Here is a 17,108-nt window from a genome sequence, read left to right as displayed (position 1 = left end):
ATATTTGGTCAATCATACAACCAGAACAATTACAAATCATGAAACTTGTAAGTTATTTAAGAGAGGAAACAGACCAACTGGCTATCCTTGTCAATGGGAAGTTATACAATACCCAGGAACTGCATCCGGACCTCCCCAACAACATGGGTATGTTTCTGATGATGTGGGAAGATGTGATCGATATTGCCCGGCAGGCCGATAGCACCCTGAAAGCAGGCAAACATCCGGGTACCGCGCATGGTATCCCCGTGGAGAGTGTACAACTGTTGTCGCCCGTACCATTCCCCACTTCCTGCCGTGATGGATATGCTTTCCGTCAGCACGTAGCTGCTGCACGCAGAAACCGCAAAGTGGAGATGATCCCTGAGTTTGATCAGTATCCCATCTTCTACTTCACCAATCACAATGCCATCCAGGGCCCCGGCGATATTCTCTGTATGCCCGATCATTTCGACAAACTGGACTTCGAACTGGAGGCAGCCATCGTTATCTGTAAAGCTGGCCGCAATATTACCGCAGCGGAAGCAGATGATTATATCGGCGGTTTTATGATCATGAATGACATGAGCGCCCGTACCTTGCAGATGGAAGAAATGAAACTCAACCTCGGACCCGCCAAGGGCAAGGATTTCAGTACGGTAATTGGCCCCATGCTGGTTACTCCCGATGAACTGGAAGCATTCCTGGTCCCTGCCAAACCAGGACATACCGGCAATAATTACAATCTGAAGATGACCTGCAAAGTGAACGGCATACAAGTAAGTGAAGGCAACATGGGCGATATGGACTGGACCTTTGCTGAAATTGTTGAACGTTGCGCTTATGGTGTCAACATCATGCCCGGCGATGTAATCGGCAGCGGTACAGTAGGAACCGGTTGTTTCCTGGAACTGAACGGCACCGGCAAACTCAATGACCCTCACTACACCGAACAGTGGCTGCAACCCGGCGATGTGGTAGAGATGGACATCGACGGACTCGGTACCCTTACCAATACCATCGTTAAAGAGGATACTGACTTCTCCATACTGGCACTCAAGAAAAACGTATAGGCATGAAGGTAGTTCCGTCTGAAATTAAAACCAGCGAACTGCAGGCCTATCTGCAGGGAGCCATAGCCCCACGCCCGATCTGCTTTGCCAGTACCATAAATGCTGAAGGCTCACCCAATTTATCGCCCTTCAGTTTTTTCAATTTGTTCGGCACCAATCCGCCTACGCTGATATTTTCACCGTCACGGCGCGTGCGTGACAACACCACCAAACACACGCTGGAAAATGTATACGCCACCCGGGAAGTAGTGATCAATGTGGTCACCTACGGTATGGTGCAACAAACATCGCTCGCCAGTTGCGAATATCCCGAAGGGGTGGATGAATTTGTGAAAGCAGGTTTTACACCGCTGCCTTCAGAAAAAGTAAAACCACTTCGCGTAAAAGAAAGTCCCGTGCAACTGGAATGTGTGGTAAAGCAGATCATTGAAACCGGCAACCAGGGCGGTGCCGGCAACCTCGTTATCTGCGAGCCCATCCTGATCCATATCAACGATGAGATATTCGATGCGAAAGGTAAAATAGATCCGCAAAAGATCGACCTGGTAGCACGCATGGGCGGCGACTATTACTGCCGCGCCTCCGGCAATGCCGTATTTGAAGTCCCCAAACCTAACACACAACTGGGCATTGGCGTAGATGCGTTACCGTTAGGCATACGCAACAGCACCATTCTCAGCGGCAACGACCTCGGCAAACTGGGCAATGTACATGAAATGCCTTTTGTGGACCCGACTTTTGATGATCATCACCTGAAGAATATCATCCAGTACTACAGCCTCACACCGGATGAAATGGAGCGTGAACTGCATCACTACGCCAAACAACTGTTGGAAGCCAACAAAGTAGGAGAGGCCTGGCAGGTATTACTGAGCGCTTAGTTCACGCAAAGGCGCAAAGCAGCAAAGACGCAAAGGTTTTTTAAGATTAATAAGAAAGCAAAGGAGCGAAGATCAAATTTGATCTTCGCTCCTTTGCTTTCTTTGTTTGCTTATATAATTTCTTTGCGTCTTTGCTGCTTTGCGCCTTTGCGTGAACTAAGCGAGCCTGCGAGCGCTACAGGATATTTCCGAATACTTTCTTCAGCAGGTCAGTCGTTCTGGCGGCAGGATTAGCACGAATGGCAGCTTCTTCTTTGCCGATCTGGTCAAACAGGGCATTAACAGCCATAGTGGTCACGTAGTCCTGCAGATTAGGGTTCGCTTTATTGAACGTGGTCGGCAGTTTGTTGTAGGTGTTCACTATGTCTGTGTAGTAGCGTGTAGCGCTGGTGCTGTCCAGAGATTTCTTCACTACAGGATTGAAAGCAGCTTTCAGCTGATCTGTAGTTTTGCTTTTGAAAAATTCTGTTGCAGAGTTGTTGCCACCTTTCACAAGGTTGAGTGCGTCGGTGAGCGTCATTTGTTTGATCGCATTCACAAAGATGGGAGCCGCATATCCCACTGCTTTTTCAGCAGAGCGGTTGATTTGCAGGATCGCCTGGTCTACCTGTGGCCCAAGGCCTACAGCGCGCAGCGTGTTGCCTATTTTCACCGCATCAGGAGGCAATAACAGTTTATACAGGTCATTACCAAAGAAACCATCCGTTTTATTGAGATTGGCAATACCATTAGCAACACCTTTTGCCAGTGCTTCCTTGATAGCAGAACCAGCTTCTGATTCAGTGAAACTACCTCCTGTGTTGGAAGCAGGAGTTGTAGTAGTGGTGGAGTTGGTTTTTCCAAGCTTTTTCAGTTTGTTCAGTAATTGTGCCTGGCTGGCGTGCATGCAGCCAACGCCCAGGAGTACCAACAGTGTTTTTTTCAGCATAATGTTGTGATGATGATGTATTAATGTTTCAAATATATAACTTTATTCGTGTATCGCTAATAGCGGGATATGTGTCTGGTAGGCCAGTTTAGCGGTGTTACTACGTTTGAAAATCCGTTCAAACAAGCCATGTTTTTTAGGGATCGTCAGAATCATGTCGGCGTGTATGTTTTCCGCAAACTCAGTGATTCCCTGCACTACATCCGGATTGTCTATAAAATGGTACTGCGGCTGATAATCTTCCAGCAGGGTATCCAGCATCAGCGTTTCAAAAGGCGTATCCGTGGAGAAGTGCCTGCTTTCGTGGTCGATATTGATCACGTGTAATTCTGCATGGAATGCAGCCAGCAGCTTCTTCAGCGGTGCGATCGGCGTTGTGTCGGCCACCTGGCGCAGGTCACAGGCGAACACAATTTTCGCGATGCCTTTGAAGGATGCCTTACCCGGAACAATGAGCACCGGACACGTGGTATGTTTTACCACATCGATGGTATTGGACCCCACCAGTATCTCTTCCACTTTACTGCCGCCGGTGATGCCCATTACGATCAGTGTGGCCTCTTCCTGTTTTACCACATCGTCGATGGTGGCTGCGAGCAGCGTATTATCTGCCCGGGTCACAATGCTGACGCCTTCTGCTGCGAGGGGCAAAAGCTCTTTCTGCATCTTATCCAGTCCTTCCTGTGAAGCAATCCGCAGGTCATCAGGATTGACCATGGGAATAGACGTAGGCACATCGGGAATGGGGACAATCAACTCATAGGCATGATAAAGCACGATACGGTCAACTTTTAGCTGTGCGGCCATTGATAGTGCATAAGTAGCTGCATTATAGGCGGTATCAGAAAAATCAGTGGGTACAAGTATAGTTTTCATATGACTAATTTTAAGATACAGAAAGCATTACTTAAAGTTAACTATGTGACACGGCATCTGAGCACTTCTGAAAAGGGTATAGAAAATTTAATGCCGGAAATTTTTTCACGCAAAGAGGCATAAGATTATAGCGGGTGGTAAGCCCGCAAAGCATCGAAGATCATGTCATGTTTCTCCCTTTTATATAAAAAAAAGACCACATTTTGTTGATCATATTATTATGAATTAATATAAACAACAGAATGTGGTCTTATTTATCTCTTGGCGAGCTTACCACCCGCTATAATCTTATGCCTCTTTGCGTGCCTCCGGCTTCATTTGCGGGAAGAACAGCACGTCCTGAATGGAAGGCTGGTTAGTCATCAGCATCGTCAGGCGGTCGATACCGATACCGATGCCGGAAGTAGGCGGCATGCCGTATTCCAGGGCACGGAGAAAATCGTAGTCGATATACATGGCTTCATCGTCGCCACGTTCCATCAGTTTCACCTGATCTTCGAAACGTTCACGCTGGTCGATAGGATCGTTCAGCTCACTGTAAGCGTTGGCGATTTCTTTACCGTTGACAATCAGCTCAAAACGTTCTACCAGTCCTTCTTTGCTGCGGTGTTTTTTGGTCAGCGGGCTCATTTCTACCGGATAATCGGTAATAAAAGTTGGCTGCACGTAATGGCCTTCGCATTTTTCACCGAAGATCTCATCGATCAGTTTGGCTTTACCGAATTTAGCGTCTACGTGGATGCCCAGTTGTTTGCACACCTCGCGGAGCTGTGCTTCGTCCATACCGGAGATATCGAAGCCGGTATGTTCTTTAATGGCTTCATACATCGGTACCCGGCGGAAAGGCGCTTTGAAGTCGATGGTTTTCTCTCCTACCGGTACTTCGGTGGTACCATGGAGGGCCACCGCTACTTTTTCGAGCAGGGTTTCGGTGGTACGCATCATCCACTCATAGTCCTTATAGGCAGCGTACATTTCCATCACGGTAAACTCCGGATTGTGGGTACGGTCCATACCTTCGTTACGGAAGTCTTTCGCGAATTCATACACCCCTTCGAAACCACCTACAATGAGGCGTTTCAGGTACAATTCGTTCGCGATGCGGAGATATAAAGGAATATCCAGCGCATTGTGGTGCGTAACGAACGGACGGGCGGTAGCGCCACCGGGAATAGGCTGGAGGATAGGTGTTTCCACTTCCAGGTAGCCCAGGTTATTATAAAAATCGCGGATGGTCTGGAGGATTTTGGTGCGTTTTACAAACACTTCTTTCACTTCCGGGTTGATCACCAGGTCTACATACCGCTGACGGTACTTAAATTCCGGATCGGTCACCTCGTCAAATACTTGTCCTTCCACGGATTTTACGATCGGGAGGGGGCGCAGGGCTTTGGACAACATGGTCACTTCCCTGGCGTGAACAGAGGTAGCGCCGGTTTTGGTTACAAAAGCATATCCTTTCACACCGATGATGTCGCCGATGTCCATCAGTTTCTTGAAAACAACGTCGTATGCGGTCTTGTCTTCACCGGGACAGATATCGTCGCGGCGTACGTACAGCTGGATACGGCCTGCCTTATCCTGGAGTTCCACGAAAGCTGCCTTACCCATATCACGGATAAACATAATACGGCCTGCCAGGCATACGTCCTGGAATTGCTCCTTAGTGGCTTCCGAATAGTTATTTTTTATGTTAACGGAAGTATCATTGACCGGGTATTCCGCCGCAGGGTAGGGGTCTATCCCCAGTTTTTGCAGCTCCTGTAATTTTTCCCGGCGTATAATCTCTTGCTCAGATAATTGTGTCATGTGATTATTTGTAAATGCCAAATGGAGTGCAAAAATAACTGATTATAGGGAAAATCTTACGGAAAAGGGCTGTAAGACTACAGCCCTCTTATTTTTTGACCATATCCTATGAAAACCGGCTTAAAGGTAGCCTCTTCCACTGCTATAAACAGCGGGAGTTGGGGAATGCCATCAACTATTGCGTAAATGGCGCCTGTTGGTGGATAACTGGCAGTTACCAGCGGCCGCTTATGGATTTTGTGAGGGGTATTTTTGAGTTATGCTTATTTTCGCCCGCCAACAACAACAAAAATCAACATCGTATTATGAGAAGCTTATCATGGTTTACACCCGCCTGCCTGGGCAGTGCTACCCTGTTGCTTGCCGCTATGCCACGTTTACAGGCGCAGGAAAAGCAGGATGTTACCTTTGAACAGGCCTTCAGAGGCCAGGCCACGGATATTATGCAGCCCTTACCTGTCCTCAAAGGCTGGGCTGATGCAGACCACTACCTGGAAATGCGCCGCGACGCTGCTTCCGGCCGCATGCAAGCCATGAAAGTGGATGCCCGCACCGGAAAAGCAGAAATATATACCGCTCCGGTAGATGGTCCCAGCGTGGAAATACGCGACCACGACGTCTTCTACAAAGGACTTGATGGTAACAGCATCCGCCTGACCAATGACACGCTCGAGGAGAAAAACCCGACCCTCTCGCCGGACGGACGTTATGTAGCTTTCACCCGCAACAATGACCTGTTTAGCGTTGAAATTGCCTCTAAAAAGGAAACACGCTATACCCACGATGGAACCGATGTGATCTACAATGGCTGGTCTTCCTGGGTGTATTACGAAGAAATTCTCGGTCGCCCCACCCGCTACCGCGCCTTCTGGTGGAGCCCCGACAGTAAACAGATCGCCTATATGCACTTTGACGATACCAAGGTGCCTGTATTCCCTATCTACAGCGAAAGAGGACAGCATGGCTATCTCGAAAACACCCGCTATCCCAAAGCCGGCGATCCTAATCCCACGGTAAAAGTAGGCGTGGTGCCCGTAGAAGGCGGCCATACCATCTGGGCCGACTTCAACGAAAAAGACGACCAGTACTTCGGCATGCCTTTCTGGACGGCCGACAGCAAACAACTCTGGATGCAATGGATGCCCCGTAGCCAGGACAACCTGAAGATATATAGCATTGACCCGAAAACCGGCGCCAAGAAAGAAATCTACAGTGAAAACCAGAAAACATGGGTGGACTGGTTCGACGCTGTTCCCTTCCTGCAAAACAACCAGGGCTTTCTGCTGCAAAGCGACAAAACAGGCTGGTCTCATCTGTATCTCTACAATATGGACGGTTCTTTGAAAAAACAGCTGACCAGCGGTAACTGGACCGTAAAAGACGTGGTGTGCACCGACGAAAAAAATCAGCTGATTTACTTTACCGCCCGCAAAGAAGCTTCTACCCGTTTCGATCTGTATAAAGTAAGCATGAAAACCGGTGCCATTACCCGGTTGACTTTCGGTAACTACAACCATATCATCAACATCGCTCCCGGTGGCAAATACTTCATTACCACCTATTCCAATCTGCAAACCCCCGACAGGATGGCCCTGCTGGACAATAACGGAAAAGTGGTCCGGGAGCTGGGCAATAGCAAAGGCAGCAAATTTGACCAGTACAACCTGTTCAAAACGGAGCTGACGACCTACAAAACCCGCGATGGGCTGGTATTACCCCTGACTATCACGCTGCCGGTACACCTGCAGCCAGGCAAAAAATACCCTGTCCTGATCAGCATCTACGGCGGACCGAATGCAGGCACCGTGTATGATACCTGGAAATTCAGCCCTGCTTCCCAGTGGTGGTCACAGGAAGGTGTTATTCAGGTAGCCATTGACAACCGCAGCAGCGGCCAGCTGGGCAAAACAGGAATGAACTATATCCACCGTCAGCTGGGCAAGTATGAAATTGAAGATTATATGGATGCAGCCATGTGGCTGCGCTCCCAGCCCTGGGCCGATCCTTCCAAAATATGCATGACCGGTGGCAGCTTTGGCGGCTATATGACCGATATGGCCCTCACCTACGGTTCCGACGTATTTACCCATGGAATGGCCAACTATGCGGTAACCGACTGGCAGCTGTATGACAGCCACTATACCGAGCGTTATATGGATACCCCGGCAGAAAATCCGGAAGGCTACAAAATTACTTCCGTGATGAACTATGCCAACCGTTATAAAGGGCTGCTTCGCATGGCACACGGCACTATGGACGACAACGTGCATATGCAAAATGTTATTCAGCTGGTAGACAAGCTGCAAAGCCTGAACAAACATTTTGAGTTTATGCTGTATCCCGGCGAACGCCACGGATGGAGAGGGCCTAATGCATTGCATGCTTCTACCGAGACAGCACGGTTCATTTATACCCACCTGCTGGATAAACCTTTCCCTGCCAGATTCAATACCAAATAGCCGCTACGGTTATCTATAAACGAGGTCCCGGAAAAATATCCTGATGATATTCCTTTCCGGGACCTCATTTTTTTTGCCATAAAAAGGTGTGTAAATTAACGCACAACAAGGTAAGATTGCGTCTTCACAGGCGATAAGGATAAACAGGACCAAAGTAAATAGGACCAAAAAATCGTAAGGGTTAAGTATAATGATTTGATTATCAGGTAAAGGGAGCAAGTATAAGGGAGTATCACAGGTTTTTAGGAGAAAGAAACAGGGCTGCAAGACTACAGCCCCGAAAAATTTTAACCATATCTTTATTGAAAAACCTATCCCAAAGGTGGGCGTTTTTTGGATTAGATGTTACTCCATTTTTGTGAACGATGTATTTTTTTCGGGGAACGTCGCAAAAAAGACGGTGAACGCATATCGCAGTTAAACGCGTGCTATTTAATTATAATGTATCTAATTTTGATATATACATTTGATTACCATTCACTTATATTGGAAATGTATCTTGTTTATCATCCAAACCCCGCGGTTGGCTGCAAGCAGGCCGCAGGGCAAACGCATTAAAAAGGCAGGTAAACGTAAAATGATGAGCGGAAAGCAGGGAGATATATGCATTACGCCGGCGGAGCTGCTGTTGTTAACGGGAAAATCCAAACAGTTTAAAGCTCGCATTATGGAGTGCCTTTCAAAGAAAAAACAATCCCGGGAAAGGTATTACCAAAAATTATAAAATGTGTATTTTATTATAAATCACTGGAAATATGAGGCAGGGGCCAATAAAAAAAGGGTGGTAAGAATACCGCCCTTGTAATAATTTTAACCATATCCTATGAAAAACCTAAAACAAAGATATACTGTGGATTTTAGTCCCAGGCTTCCATTTCCGTGAACGCTTTAATATTGTTCGTGAAAAGAGGATAATGGTAAATATGTTATTATATTAAATAATTTGCAATATTATAAATATATAGAATTACTAATTATAAATATGTATATAACATTAATCTTCAATAATTAATAAAGATTTAATGCAAATCAATTCGATTTTTTTATTGGTTTGAGTGATGCCAGCCTGATAACTTTACGCGTTCACCACTTAAAAAGGCACGTTGACGGACGGTATCCGTACGTTGGGCTCAGGCTATCCGCTGACCATTCGGGACGGACTTGCCTGGTTGCAGGAGGGTTACTTCCTTATCGTCCCCTACGACGCCTAACACCAGGCACTCAGAAATAAAATTAGCGATCTGTTTAGGTGGAAAATTTACTACAGCAATGATTTGTTTGCCAATCAGCTCCTCTTTCTGGTACAGCCGGGTAATCTGTGCAGAGGACTTTTTCATGCCGATTTCCGGGCCAAAATCTATCAACAACTGATAAGCGGGGTTACGTGCTTTGGGAAAGTCATTCGCTTCTATAATAGTTCCCGTTCTCATTTCTATTTTCTCAAAGTCCTGCCAGTTGATCCATTCCATTTGCCTCGTTTTATCTAAAAATAACGGACTGAAGGCAAAAAAGCAAAAGTCGGCGGCAGTTTGTGAGGAGCGGTCGCACAACGTGTTGAAATGTACCCACAAAAGGGCATTCTGGCATAGTTATTGTTTTTAATATTACCAAATTTTAGGTTAAAAAATAGGTTAAAGCGAAAGAACCCCACCTGCAGAGGTGGGGTTCTTTCGTTATATACGTTCCGGAAGCGGGCTATTGCATTGACAGGCTGTCCTGTACGGTGATAGGTCCGCTCACATTAATAATCTTTCTGTCTGTAAAATCTTCGTTGGCAATCAGTCCCCAACCATGGAGAGAATCGGTAGGGGTTTTAATAAACACTTCCTTGGTGGAATAAAATACCTTTTTCTTCGGGTCCCAGTTCAGCTCATCGGTGTTAAGACGGTCGCCTTTTTTATTCACCACCACTACATTTTTGGTCAGGAAAATAGCGCCTTCATCTTCCATATACCGGCCGGTATCGGCAGTGAGCGTGCTTTCTACCCCGAGGGTGTCATTGAACATCAGCACCTTCAGGCCCTGCTTGAATTTCACGTAGGACGGCTTGTCCAGGCTTCTTTCCATGGCAGGAGCCATCAGCTTTGCATTTACCTTGCCGTTCTGGCTGAAGATGGCCTCGATATTTGTGCCGTTTTCGACTGCGGCTTTTTTGGAATCAAATTCCATGACTGCCTGGATATCATTTTCGCAGGCAACCGCTGTCAGCGCGATACACAGATATATGAGTCTTTTCCCGATCATACGGTCAGGCTTAATCGTATTTCTTCTTGATAAACCATCTGTCGCTCAGCGTAAAGCCCAGAGACAACCGGTAGATATTTTCCTTGAGGGCAGTATTGTTGCTACCACGGTGAGCCACATCAAAAGCGACATTAACCATGGTATATTGGTTGGAGTAAGGCATACGGCGAACCGGTAATCCGGCGCCTACGGTAAAGCCCATGATATTCATGTCCTGACCACCCAGTTTCAGGTAATCGAGGCCATAATAAGCACCGAGGCGGTAAGCTACGCGGTTCCAGTAGCCGCTGAGCGCTGTGGCGTTAGGAACGAACTGGCCACCGATAGCCAGTTTCCAGGAATTCTGGAGGGAATCCGCCTGCTCATACTTTCTGAAGTTGCTCCACTGGGTAGTATTGAAGTCCATACCGATCTGCCATTTATCCAGTTTGCGCAGAATAAAACCAGCGCCAAAGTCCTGTGGGTACACCACGGTACCTTTAGGGCCTTTCTCGGATTTTACAGAGTCGAGGGTAGTGAAGTCGTTGTTGGCAGCATTGTAGATAAGGCTTTCGCTCAGGTTTTCCTGACGTACGGACATATCCTGTTTCAGGCTTCCGGAAGCGCCCAGTGTCAGGTCCATATCTTTATTCAGTTTGGCCTTGTACTGTACACCTACTTTATAAAAGAAGCTGCTATAGCTGATGCGTGTCATATGCCTGGAAGCGTTGATATCGGCAACAGGATAAATTACGCGGGTATTGTTTTCAATATTTCCGAACAGATAACCCAGGTTCACACCGATGCTGAAGTTACCGATGCCAACGCCGGTACCGGCATACAGCTGATATAAACCACCACTGCCCTGGTAACGATGTGCTACAGGCAGTTTCAGGGTATCATAAAAAATCTGGTCTTTAGACTCCTGAATGTTGTAAGACACTCTGGTCACCGGGCGAAGGCCCAGGTTCAGGCCCCATTTCTTACGGATGGGAATACCCACCTGCAAATAAGACAGGGTACCAAAGCCAGAGCTAAAGCTCGCGTTTTTGTCGGAGATAGACCGCGCGCCGGCTTCCACACCAATGTCGAAAGTTGTGAGCAGCAGGTTGGAATAGCTGGCCGGATTGATAAAGTTAACAGATGTAGGATCTCCGTACGCCTGAGATACGCCACCCATACCACGGTTGACCGTATTCTGGTTGTTATTCAGATCGCCTAAACCGTAGCGCGAGTAGGGTGAATTATCCTGTGCTGTAGCATTATTTGCCACCAGGAAAAATCCAACCAGGAAGCAAAGAATACTGACTTTTGTCCAATGCATTTCGTATCAGAATTGAGTTTAAACCCTTGTCCAGTGAAAATTATGGGTCTGCAAATATCTACTTTTTAAGGCGGGAAGCAAAAAAAACCAAAATCAGCCCTGTTAAAAGCGCGTTAAAGTTGAGCATCCCGAACGCTGAAAGCCTTGACAGGCCATCATCTCCCATCAAAAATATATTTTTTTACCAATATCTTCCGGCGTTTTTTGATGGTAAAAAAGTTTACAGGTCACCGGCCGACAGATTCCTGAAATGGCCATTGAGCTTTACCCGCTCTTTCAACCGCTCCATTTCCGCCATCATGGGAATTACCTTGTGGAGGTGGCGTTTAAGGTATTCCAGTCGCTGTACCTCATAAAAAAGATGTAACAGTTCATATTCCTCGGTCAGCGACAGGCCTGCATGATGGGCCAGATCATAGGCAGTAAGGCGAACGTCATCTTTATGGAAACTTTTATGTACCTGAAGGATAGCGTGCAATTCCCGGATACCGTGCAATACCTCATTCAACAGGCGGGAATTGCTGTTGACATGATTCTCGGGGTAATTGACGATAGCACCGGCATATAATTTATGAGGAATGTCGCCTATATGTTCAAGCGTCCTGAACACGCTGGTACCACGGGTGATCAGGTCCATCTCCCCGTTATCATATAATTTCTGCACTTTTTCAATCTTCACCAGCGTTCCATATTCCATTATTTTCCTGTCAATGACCGCGGGGATGCCAAATGGTTTGTTTTCTGCCACGCATTCCCGCGCCAGTTGTTTATACCGGGGCTCAAATACGTGGAGATTCAGCTGTTCTCCCGGATACACCACAATGCCAAGGGGAAATATGGAAATAAAATTTGTCATCTTACGGCTCAGAGTTTAAGCTAAAGGTAAAAAAAACGGCCCGCATAACGGGCGCAGAATCTGCTTATTAGCACTCATACGATGTATATATTAAATAAAAGGGATACCTTTATAAACAACATTATTATTCATTCCCGACATAACAGGGTATCCGGCAATACCTGATCAACTAAAGACTTTGGACATGTACCAGCAATATATGGATGGACTTTTGCGTGGAGAGATAAAAGCACTGGCCCGTTGTATTTCTCTGGTGGAAAACGAAGCTCCCGGCTATGAAGCGCTGCTGGAGCAACTGCCGGACAACAGTCAGACGAAAGTGGTAGGCATTACCGGTCCTCCCGGTGCTGGTAAAAGTACCCTGGTCAACGCACTCATCAGCCATCTGCTGGCATCAGAAAAAAAAGTAGCCATCATTGCCGTAGACCCTTCTTCCCCTTTTAATTTCGGCGCCTTACTGGGCGACAGGATCCGGATGGCGCAACATTTCGGAGATCCCAACGTATATATCCGTTCTATGGCCAGTCGCGGTGCATTGGGTGGCCTCAGCCCGAAAATCATTGAAGTCAGCGACCTGATAAAGGCAGCCGGTTTCGACTATCTCTTTATAGAAACTGTTGGTGTAGGGCAGAGTGAAGTAGAGATTGCCGGCATCGCCGATACTACCATTGTGGTAGTGGTGCCTGAAGCAGGAGATGAAATCCAGACCATGAAAGCAGGGCTGATGGAGATCGCGGATATTTTTGTGGTTAACAAGGCAGACCGCGACAATGCTGATATCTTCGTAAAAAACCTGCGTTTACTGGCGCATAGCAAACAGCAGGAACACTGGGAAATTCCTGTTCTCAAATCAATCGCCACCCAACAGGAAGGGATAAACGAAATTACGGCAGCCATTGCCAAACATCATCAGGCCGTGCAACACCAGCACCAGCGGCATTCCCTGCTGCTCGCAGAAAAAGCCTATCAGCTTATACAATACCGCCGCATGCATGATATCAGTAAAAAAACATTGCAGGCGGAAATACAGGTCAGCATCGCGCAACAATCATTTAACCTGTACCGGTACGTATCAGAAAAGGCAGGTCGTTAAATTTTATTATCTTTGTCCCATGCGGACCACCTCATTCGGCATATCCATCGCTTACGCAGTATTCAACTACGGCCTCTGATCCTGAGGCTGCGGGGCTTTTGTTGTCCCAATTCTTCCTCTTACACGAATTTTATTTTTCACGTATAAATCTGGTTATTATGGCTTGGTTATTCCTGCTTATTGGCGGACTATTTGAAGTTGGCTTTACGGTTTCACTGAAGTATTCTGAGAATTTTTCAAAGCTGTGGCCTTCTGTGAGCTTTTTCATCTGTATTACGCTCAGCTTCTTTTTCCTGAACAAAGCAATCAACAACGGGCTGCCTATTGGCACTTCCTACGCAGTATGGACAGGCATCGGTGCAGCAGGTACCGCTATTGCGGGTATGATCTTTTTTAAAGAACCAGCAGCTATGTGGCGTATATTCTTTCTCGTGATGTTGATCGGTTCCATTGCCGGCCTGAAGGCCGTTTCCGGAGGCGAGTAACTGTCTGACAGGGCGCACGCATCAGGCGATGCGCCTTGTTTTTATCAGTGGCCATGATATGAGGAAAGCCATGGTGACCGCCCCGGCTACCGGCAGTACGGCCGGCAGGCAATGCGTTAATTCCAGCATCAATATGATAGCGGTCAGCCACGCCCTTGTAACGCCTGCAAACAATGCACCCATACCTATTAAAGCGGCCATTACCGGGCTGATCACCACACCCGGACATATCCCCAAAGCTAGTACCGCCAATAACATTCCTATGGCTCCTCCCATGATCAATAGGGGAGTGATGGTAGTCCCCGTATTATTCCCCGCCGTAAAAAACAGCCATGCGATGAGCTTCACCACACCTGCCACAAACAATAGTTGCAACGTAACATGTGCGTGTAGCAGGTCGCTTCCATAGGCTTCCCCGTTACCCAGGCTTTCCGGAGCCAGATATCCCAGCACCCCTGCCGGGACAGCTGCCAGCAACAGCCACCACGGACTGTGCCGCCGAAGCCGCTCTGCCACCCGCGTAAGGCCACGGGAAGACCGTACAATACCGGCGGCCATCAATCCGATGATCAGTCCAAGTATCAGGTAAGTCAGCAGGGCCGGACCATTCAGTTCCGGGCCGGGGGCCATCGTAAAAAACGGTTGCATGTCGCGGAAGCCGTAATGAGCGAGGCCTCCTACGAGGATCGCTGCCAATACCGGTAGCAGGGTAAGCAGCGTCCAGCTGGAGAGCCACAGCTCCAGCGTTAGTAACAGCGCTGATACCGGGGCCCCAAAATACCAGGCCACACCGGCAGCCGCGCCGGCTACCAGCAGCAGATTTGCTTCGGGCCGGTCAATACGCAGCTTCCGCTGGCCTTGTATAGCAACGGCACCTGCGATCAGCATCACAGGCCCTTCCACGCCTACAGGGGCGCCGGTGCCGATATTTACCGCCAACGCCGGCAGCTTCAGGACAGGGTTACGGTTCCGCAACAGCAGGAGTAGCGACAGGGCGGCACCCACTACCGGAATCAGCAGCAGCCAGCTGCCCGCTTCGCTTTCTGCCAGCAGGCGGGCCTCAGCCGTCAGTTCCCCAAAGAAAGTGAGATGGGTGATCAGCCGGATGAGCCATGACAGCGCCATTCCGACGACTACCGTGACAATTCCCGCCGCGGCGCCAAGGATTGTGAGGTAAAAAACACGTCGGAAACAACCCTCTCCGGCAACTATTTCAAAATTTTCTTTGTCGTCGGATAGTACAGAGTGGATACCAAGACCGTTTTTATATAAGACTGTTAGACTGTTTTTCATAATGGTAGTTCAGATAGCCGGTTAACTGGCCATCAAAACTATACAGTTCACCGGAAAATCTCAAATTAATTCAAACCCATATATCTGCGCAAGTCAGATATGGTACCGCAAACAAAAAATATTGTTGCAATTGCACTATGTTGCAATTGAATAGGATTCCTTACTATATTTGTGTGTGACCATTATCTAATTGCAGCAGTTCAAAACGTATGTAAGATATGATTAACGCAGCTGAGCGGTCATCAATGATTCCCGAGCCCCAAAGCACTTCTGTTGATGCACAGGTATTGATTAAGATCAAGCGCATGATGCTGTTTACGCATGAAGACGAGCAATACCTGACGATGGCAGGAGAGGTACTGGCGCCTCATGCGGAGGAAATATTGAACCAGTGGTATGAGCATATTGTCAGCAACAATTATCTCGCTCACTACTTCACTCGTAGCGGAGCGCCGGATCTGGATTACCTGAACAGTCTCCGGCCGCATTTTAATGCCTGGATTACTGCTTTGTGCCATCGTCGTGACAGTAACCGGTGGTGGGAATTTGAAGAGCGTATTGCCCGGCAGTTGCAGTTAAGAAATGTTCCGCTGGACGATTTGCATCCTCTGTCGCCGGTATATCTGCGATACATGACAACTTTCGTATTTCCGGTCAGTGAAGCGGGCCGTAATTTTATTTACCATGCAGGATACAGTGATGCCGATGCCGCCTCCATGCATCAGGCGTGGTTTAAAGCCGTGAGCCTGAGTGCTTTATTATGGATTTACCCGGATGGGCAGCTGGCACCTTTTTGATATTTTCCCTCACACCCCAAAACTATATTTATGGAAGTGGCCGTATACAAGGCTTGTGCAAAAAAGAGAACCGGAGGCATTCTCCACTTTGATATCATTGTTCCCCCTGACACCGCATTTGCGGCTGTATTGGCCTATGGGAGCGCTTTTCTACAGGGGCGTCTGCAGGAAAATATGCCGGTGAGCAGCAAAGACTGCCGGTTTAGCTATACCACAGAAACTGTTCCCCGCTGGGAATTACAGATATCTGCCCAGGGATATTATATCCATGAATCCCAAGGATGTCACTAATATGCTATTTACAAGCAGGCTTTATTATTGTACCTTGCCCCGCTAATTAAGGACAGTAGTAAATATGGGGAAAGTTTCCACATTCAGCCCCGCGCAGCAGGCAGAAAACACACCAAGCAAAATTGTGGTTGCTCTTGAGCGCTTATCAGAGGCTTTCAGGGTGCTCCTTTGGCAGGAGGCCACACAATATGGGTTGAGTCCCATACAGATTCAGGTACTGACGTTCCTGCTCCATTATCCGGAGGAGCAACGTACGGTGACCTCGTTGGCGTTGTATTTCAACATGACAAAAGCCACCATCAGCGACGCTGTGAAATCGCTGGAACAAAAAAATTACCTGGTAAGAAAGCCGAGCCAAACGGACACCAGAAGCCATTCCCTACACCTGTTGAAGGAAGGCCGTGCCATCGCCAAAAAGGTGGAGCACTTTGCCACCCCTATGCAGGAGGCCGTAGCAGCCAGTCCTGTTAAAGAACAGGGCGTACTGCTCGAGCAGCTGATGCAGCTGATTTATCAGCTGAACCAGCAGGAGGTGATTACTCACCAGCCTATGTGTTTTAATTGCCAGCACTTTGCCACCAACAAGAGGGGCAACTACTGCAATGAGCTGGGAATCACCCTGAAGCAGGCCAACCTGCGGGTAGATTGTCCGGTATTTGAAGCCAGAGACTAGGCCAACGACTTAGTGCTTGTCCGGTGTGAGTGTTTTGTATGTTTTCGGGAGATGCCAACTAATTTTCC

Annotated in this window: 16 protein-coding genes; 8 read left to right on the top strand and 8 right to left on the bottom strand. The window is 47.8% G+C overall.

Features of this window, described 5'->3' with window-relative positions; genetic code table 11:
* Window positions 1–38: 38 nt before the first annotated feature.
* Both ICL55_RS12330 and ICL55_RS12325 read left to right on the top strand, forming a co-directional pair.
* Window positions 39–1,052, top strand: a complete 1,014-nt coding sequence (locus ICL55_RS12330; RefSeq protein WP_188097445.1) for a fumarylacetoacetate hydrolase family protein — start codon at window positions 39–41, stop codon at window positions 1,050–1,052.
* Between the two features lie 2 nt (window positions 1,053–1,054).
* Complete coding sequence (locus tag ICL55_RS12325; protein ID WP_188097442.1) at window positions 1,055–1,933, top strand: flavin reductase family protein; 879 nt, start codon at window positions 1,055–1,057, stop codon at window positions 1,931–1,933.
* Window positions 1,934–2,108: 175 nt separating this feature from the next.
* On the opposite strand, the gene ICL55_RS12320 is transcribed toward ICL55_RS12325, so the two are convergent.
* From ICL55_RS12320 to lysS, 3 genes are all read right to left on the bottom strand, one after another.
* Window positions 2,109–2,861, bottom strand: coding sequence for a DUF4197 domain-containing protein (locus tag ICL55_RS12320; protein ID WP_188097440.1), 753 nt, complete (start codon window positions 2,859–2,861; stop codon window positions 2,109–2,111).
* A 42-nt stretch (window positions 2,862–2,903) separates the two neighbouring features.
* The gene (locus ICL55_RS12315) at window positions 2,904–3,737 is read right to left on the bottom strand and encodes a universal stress protein (RefSeq protein WP_188097438.1); all 834 of its coding nucleotides are present in this window, start codon (window positions 3,735–3,737) and stop codon (window positions 2,904–2,906) included.
* Between the two features lie 288 nt (window positions 3,738–4,025).
* On the bottom strand, window positions 4,026–5,546 hold the full coding sequence (gene lysS / locus ICL55_RS12310; protein ID WP_188097436.1) for a lysine--tRNA ligase: 1,521 nt from the start codon (window positions 5,544–5,546) through the stop codon (window positions 4,026–4,028).
* Window positions 5,547–5,851: 305 nt separating this feature from the next.
* On the opposite strand from lysS, the gene ICL55_RS12305 reads away from it, so the two are divergent.
* A complete protein-coding gene (locus ICL55_RS12305; RefSeq protein ID WP_246496231.1) occupies window positions 5,852–8,005 on the top strand; it encodes a S9 family peptidase in 2,154 nt (717 codons plus the stop codon).
* Between the two features lie 1,130 nt (window positions 8,006–9,135).
* Here the strand turns inward: ICL55_RS12305 and ICL55_RS12300 are convergent.
* The 4 genes from ICL55_RS12300 to ICL55_RS12285 all read right to left on the bottom strand — a co-directional run bounded on the left by ICL55_RS12300 (window position 9,136) and on the right by ICL55_RS12285 (window position 12,408).
* Complete coding sequence (locus tag ICL55_RS12300) at window positions 9,136–9,474, bottom strand: tRNA-binding protein (protein WP_188097435.1); 339 nt, start codon at window positions 9,472–9,474, stop codon at window positions 9,136–9,138.
* Window positions 9,475–9,700: 226 nt separating this feature from the next.
* Entirely contained in the window at window positions 9,701–10,249 is a 549-nt protein-coding gene (gene lptC / locus ICL55_RS12295; RefSeq protein WP_188097433.1) for an LPS export ABC transporter periplasmic protein LptC, read from the bottom strand.
* A 10-nt stretch (window positions 10,250–10,259) separates the two neighbouring features.
* Complete coding sequence (gene bamG / locus ICL55_RS12290; RefSeq protein ID WP_188097431.1) at window positions 10,260–11,552, bottom strand: BamG family beta-barrel-assembly machinery protein; 1,293 nt, start codon at window positions 11,550–11,552, stop codon at window positions 10,260–10,262.
* A 220-nt stretch (window positions 11,553–11,772) separates the two neighbouring features.
* Window positions 11,773–12,408 (bottom strand): LON peptidase substrate-binding domain-containing protein, encoded by a 636-nt coding sequence (locus ICL55_RS12285; RefSeq protein ID WP_188097429.1) that lies wholly within the window; start codon window positions 12,406–12,408, stop codon window positions 11,773–11,775.
* Window positions 12,409–12,592: 184 nt separating this feature from the next.
* Between ICL55_RS12285 and meaB the strand changes: the two genes are divergently transcribed.
* Complete coding sequence (meaB, locus tag ICL55_RS12280) at window positions 12,593–13,501, top strand: methylmalonyl Co-A mutase-associated GTPase MeaB (RefSeq protein ID WP_188097426.1); 909 nt, start codon at window positions 12,593–12,595, stop codon at window positions 13,499–13,501.
* Window positions 13,502–13,659: 158 nt separating this feature from the next.
* Window positions 13,660–13,986: a DMT family transporter gene (locus tag ICL55_RS12275; RefSeq protein ID WP_168870623.1), complete on the top strand. Its 327-nt coding sequence runs from the start codon at window positions 13,660–13,662 to the stop codon at window positions 13,984–13,986.
* Between the two features lie 21 nt (window positions 13,987–14,007).
* On the opposite strand, the gene ICL55_RS12270 is transcribed toward ICL55_RS12275, so the two are convergent.
* Complete coding sequence (locus tag ICL55_RS12270; RefSeq protein WP_188097424.1) at window positions 14,008–15,279, bottom strand: chloride channel protein; 1,272 nt, start codon at window positions 15,277–15,279, stop codon at window positions 14,008–14,010.
* A 218-nt stretch (window positions 15,280–15,497) separates the two neighbouring features.
* Here ICL55_RS12270 and ICL55_RS12265 point away from each other — a divergent pair, with 218 nt between their 5' ends.
* The 3 genes from ICL55_RS12265 (at window position 15,498) to ICL55_RS12255 (ending at window position 17,040) form a co-directional block, all read left to right on the top strand.
* On the top strand, window positions 15,498–16,076 hold the full coding sequence (locus ICL55_RS12265) for a protoglobin domain-containing protein (protein ID WP_188097422.1): 579 nt from the start codon (window positions 15,498–15,500) through the stop codon (window positions 16,074–16,076).
* A 30-nt stretch (window positions 16,077–16,106) separates the two neighbouring features.
* Window positions 16,107–16,367 (top strand): DUF2024 family protein, encoded by a 261-nt coding sequence (locus tag ICL55_RS12260; RefSeq protein WP_188097420.1) that lies wholly within the window; start codon window positions 16,107–16,109, stop codon window positions 16,365–16,367.
* 124 nt (window positions 16,368–16,491) lie between these two features.
* Window positions 16,492–17,040 (top strand): MarR family transcriptional regulator, encoded by a 549-nt coding sequence (locus ICL55_RS12255; protein WP_188097417.1) that lies wholly within the window; start codon window positions 16,492–16,494, stop codon window positions 17,038–17,040.
* The last annotated feature ends 68 nt before the right edge of the window (window positions 17,041–17,108 follow it).

The sequence above is a fragment of the Chitinophaga varians genome, from assembly GCF_014529945.1.
GTDB lineage: Bacteria > Bacteroidota > Bacteroidia > Chitinophagales > Chitinophagaceae > Chitinophaga > Chitinophaga varians.
This window is presented reverse-complemented; position numbering and strand designations above follow the sequence as displayed.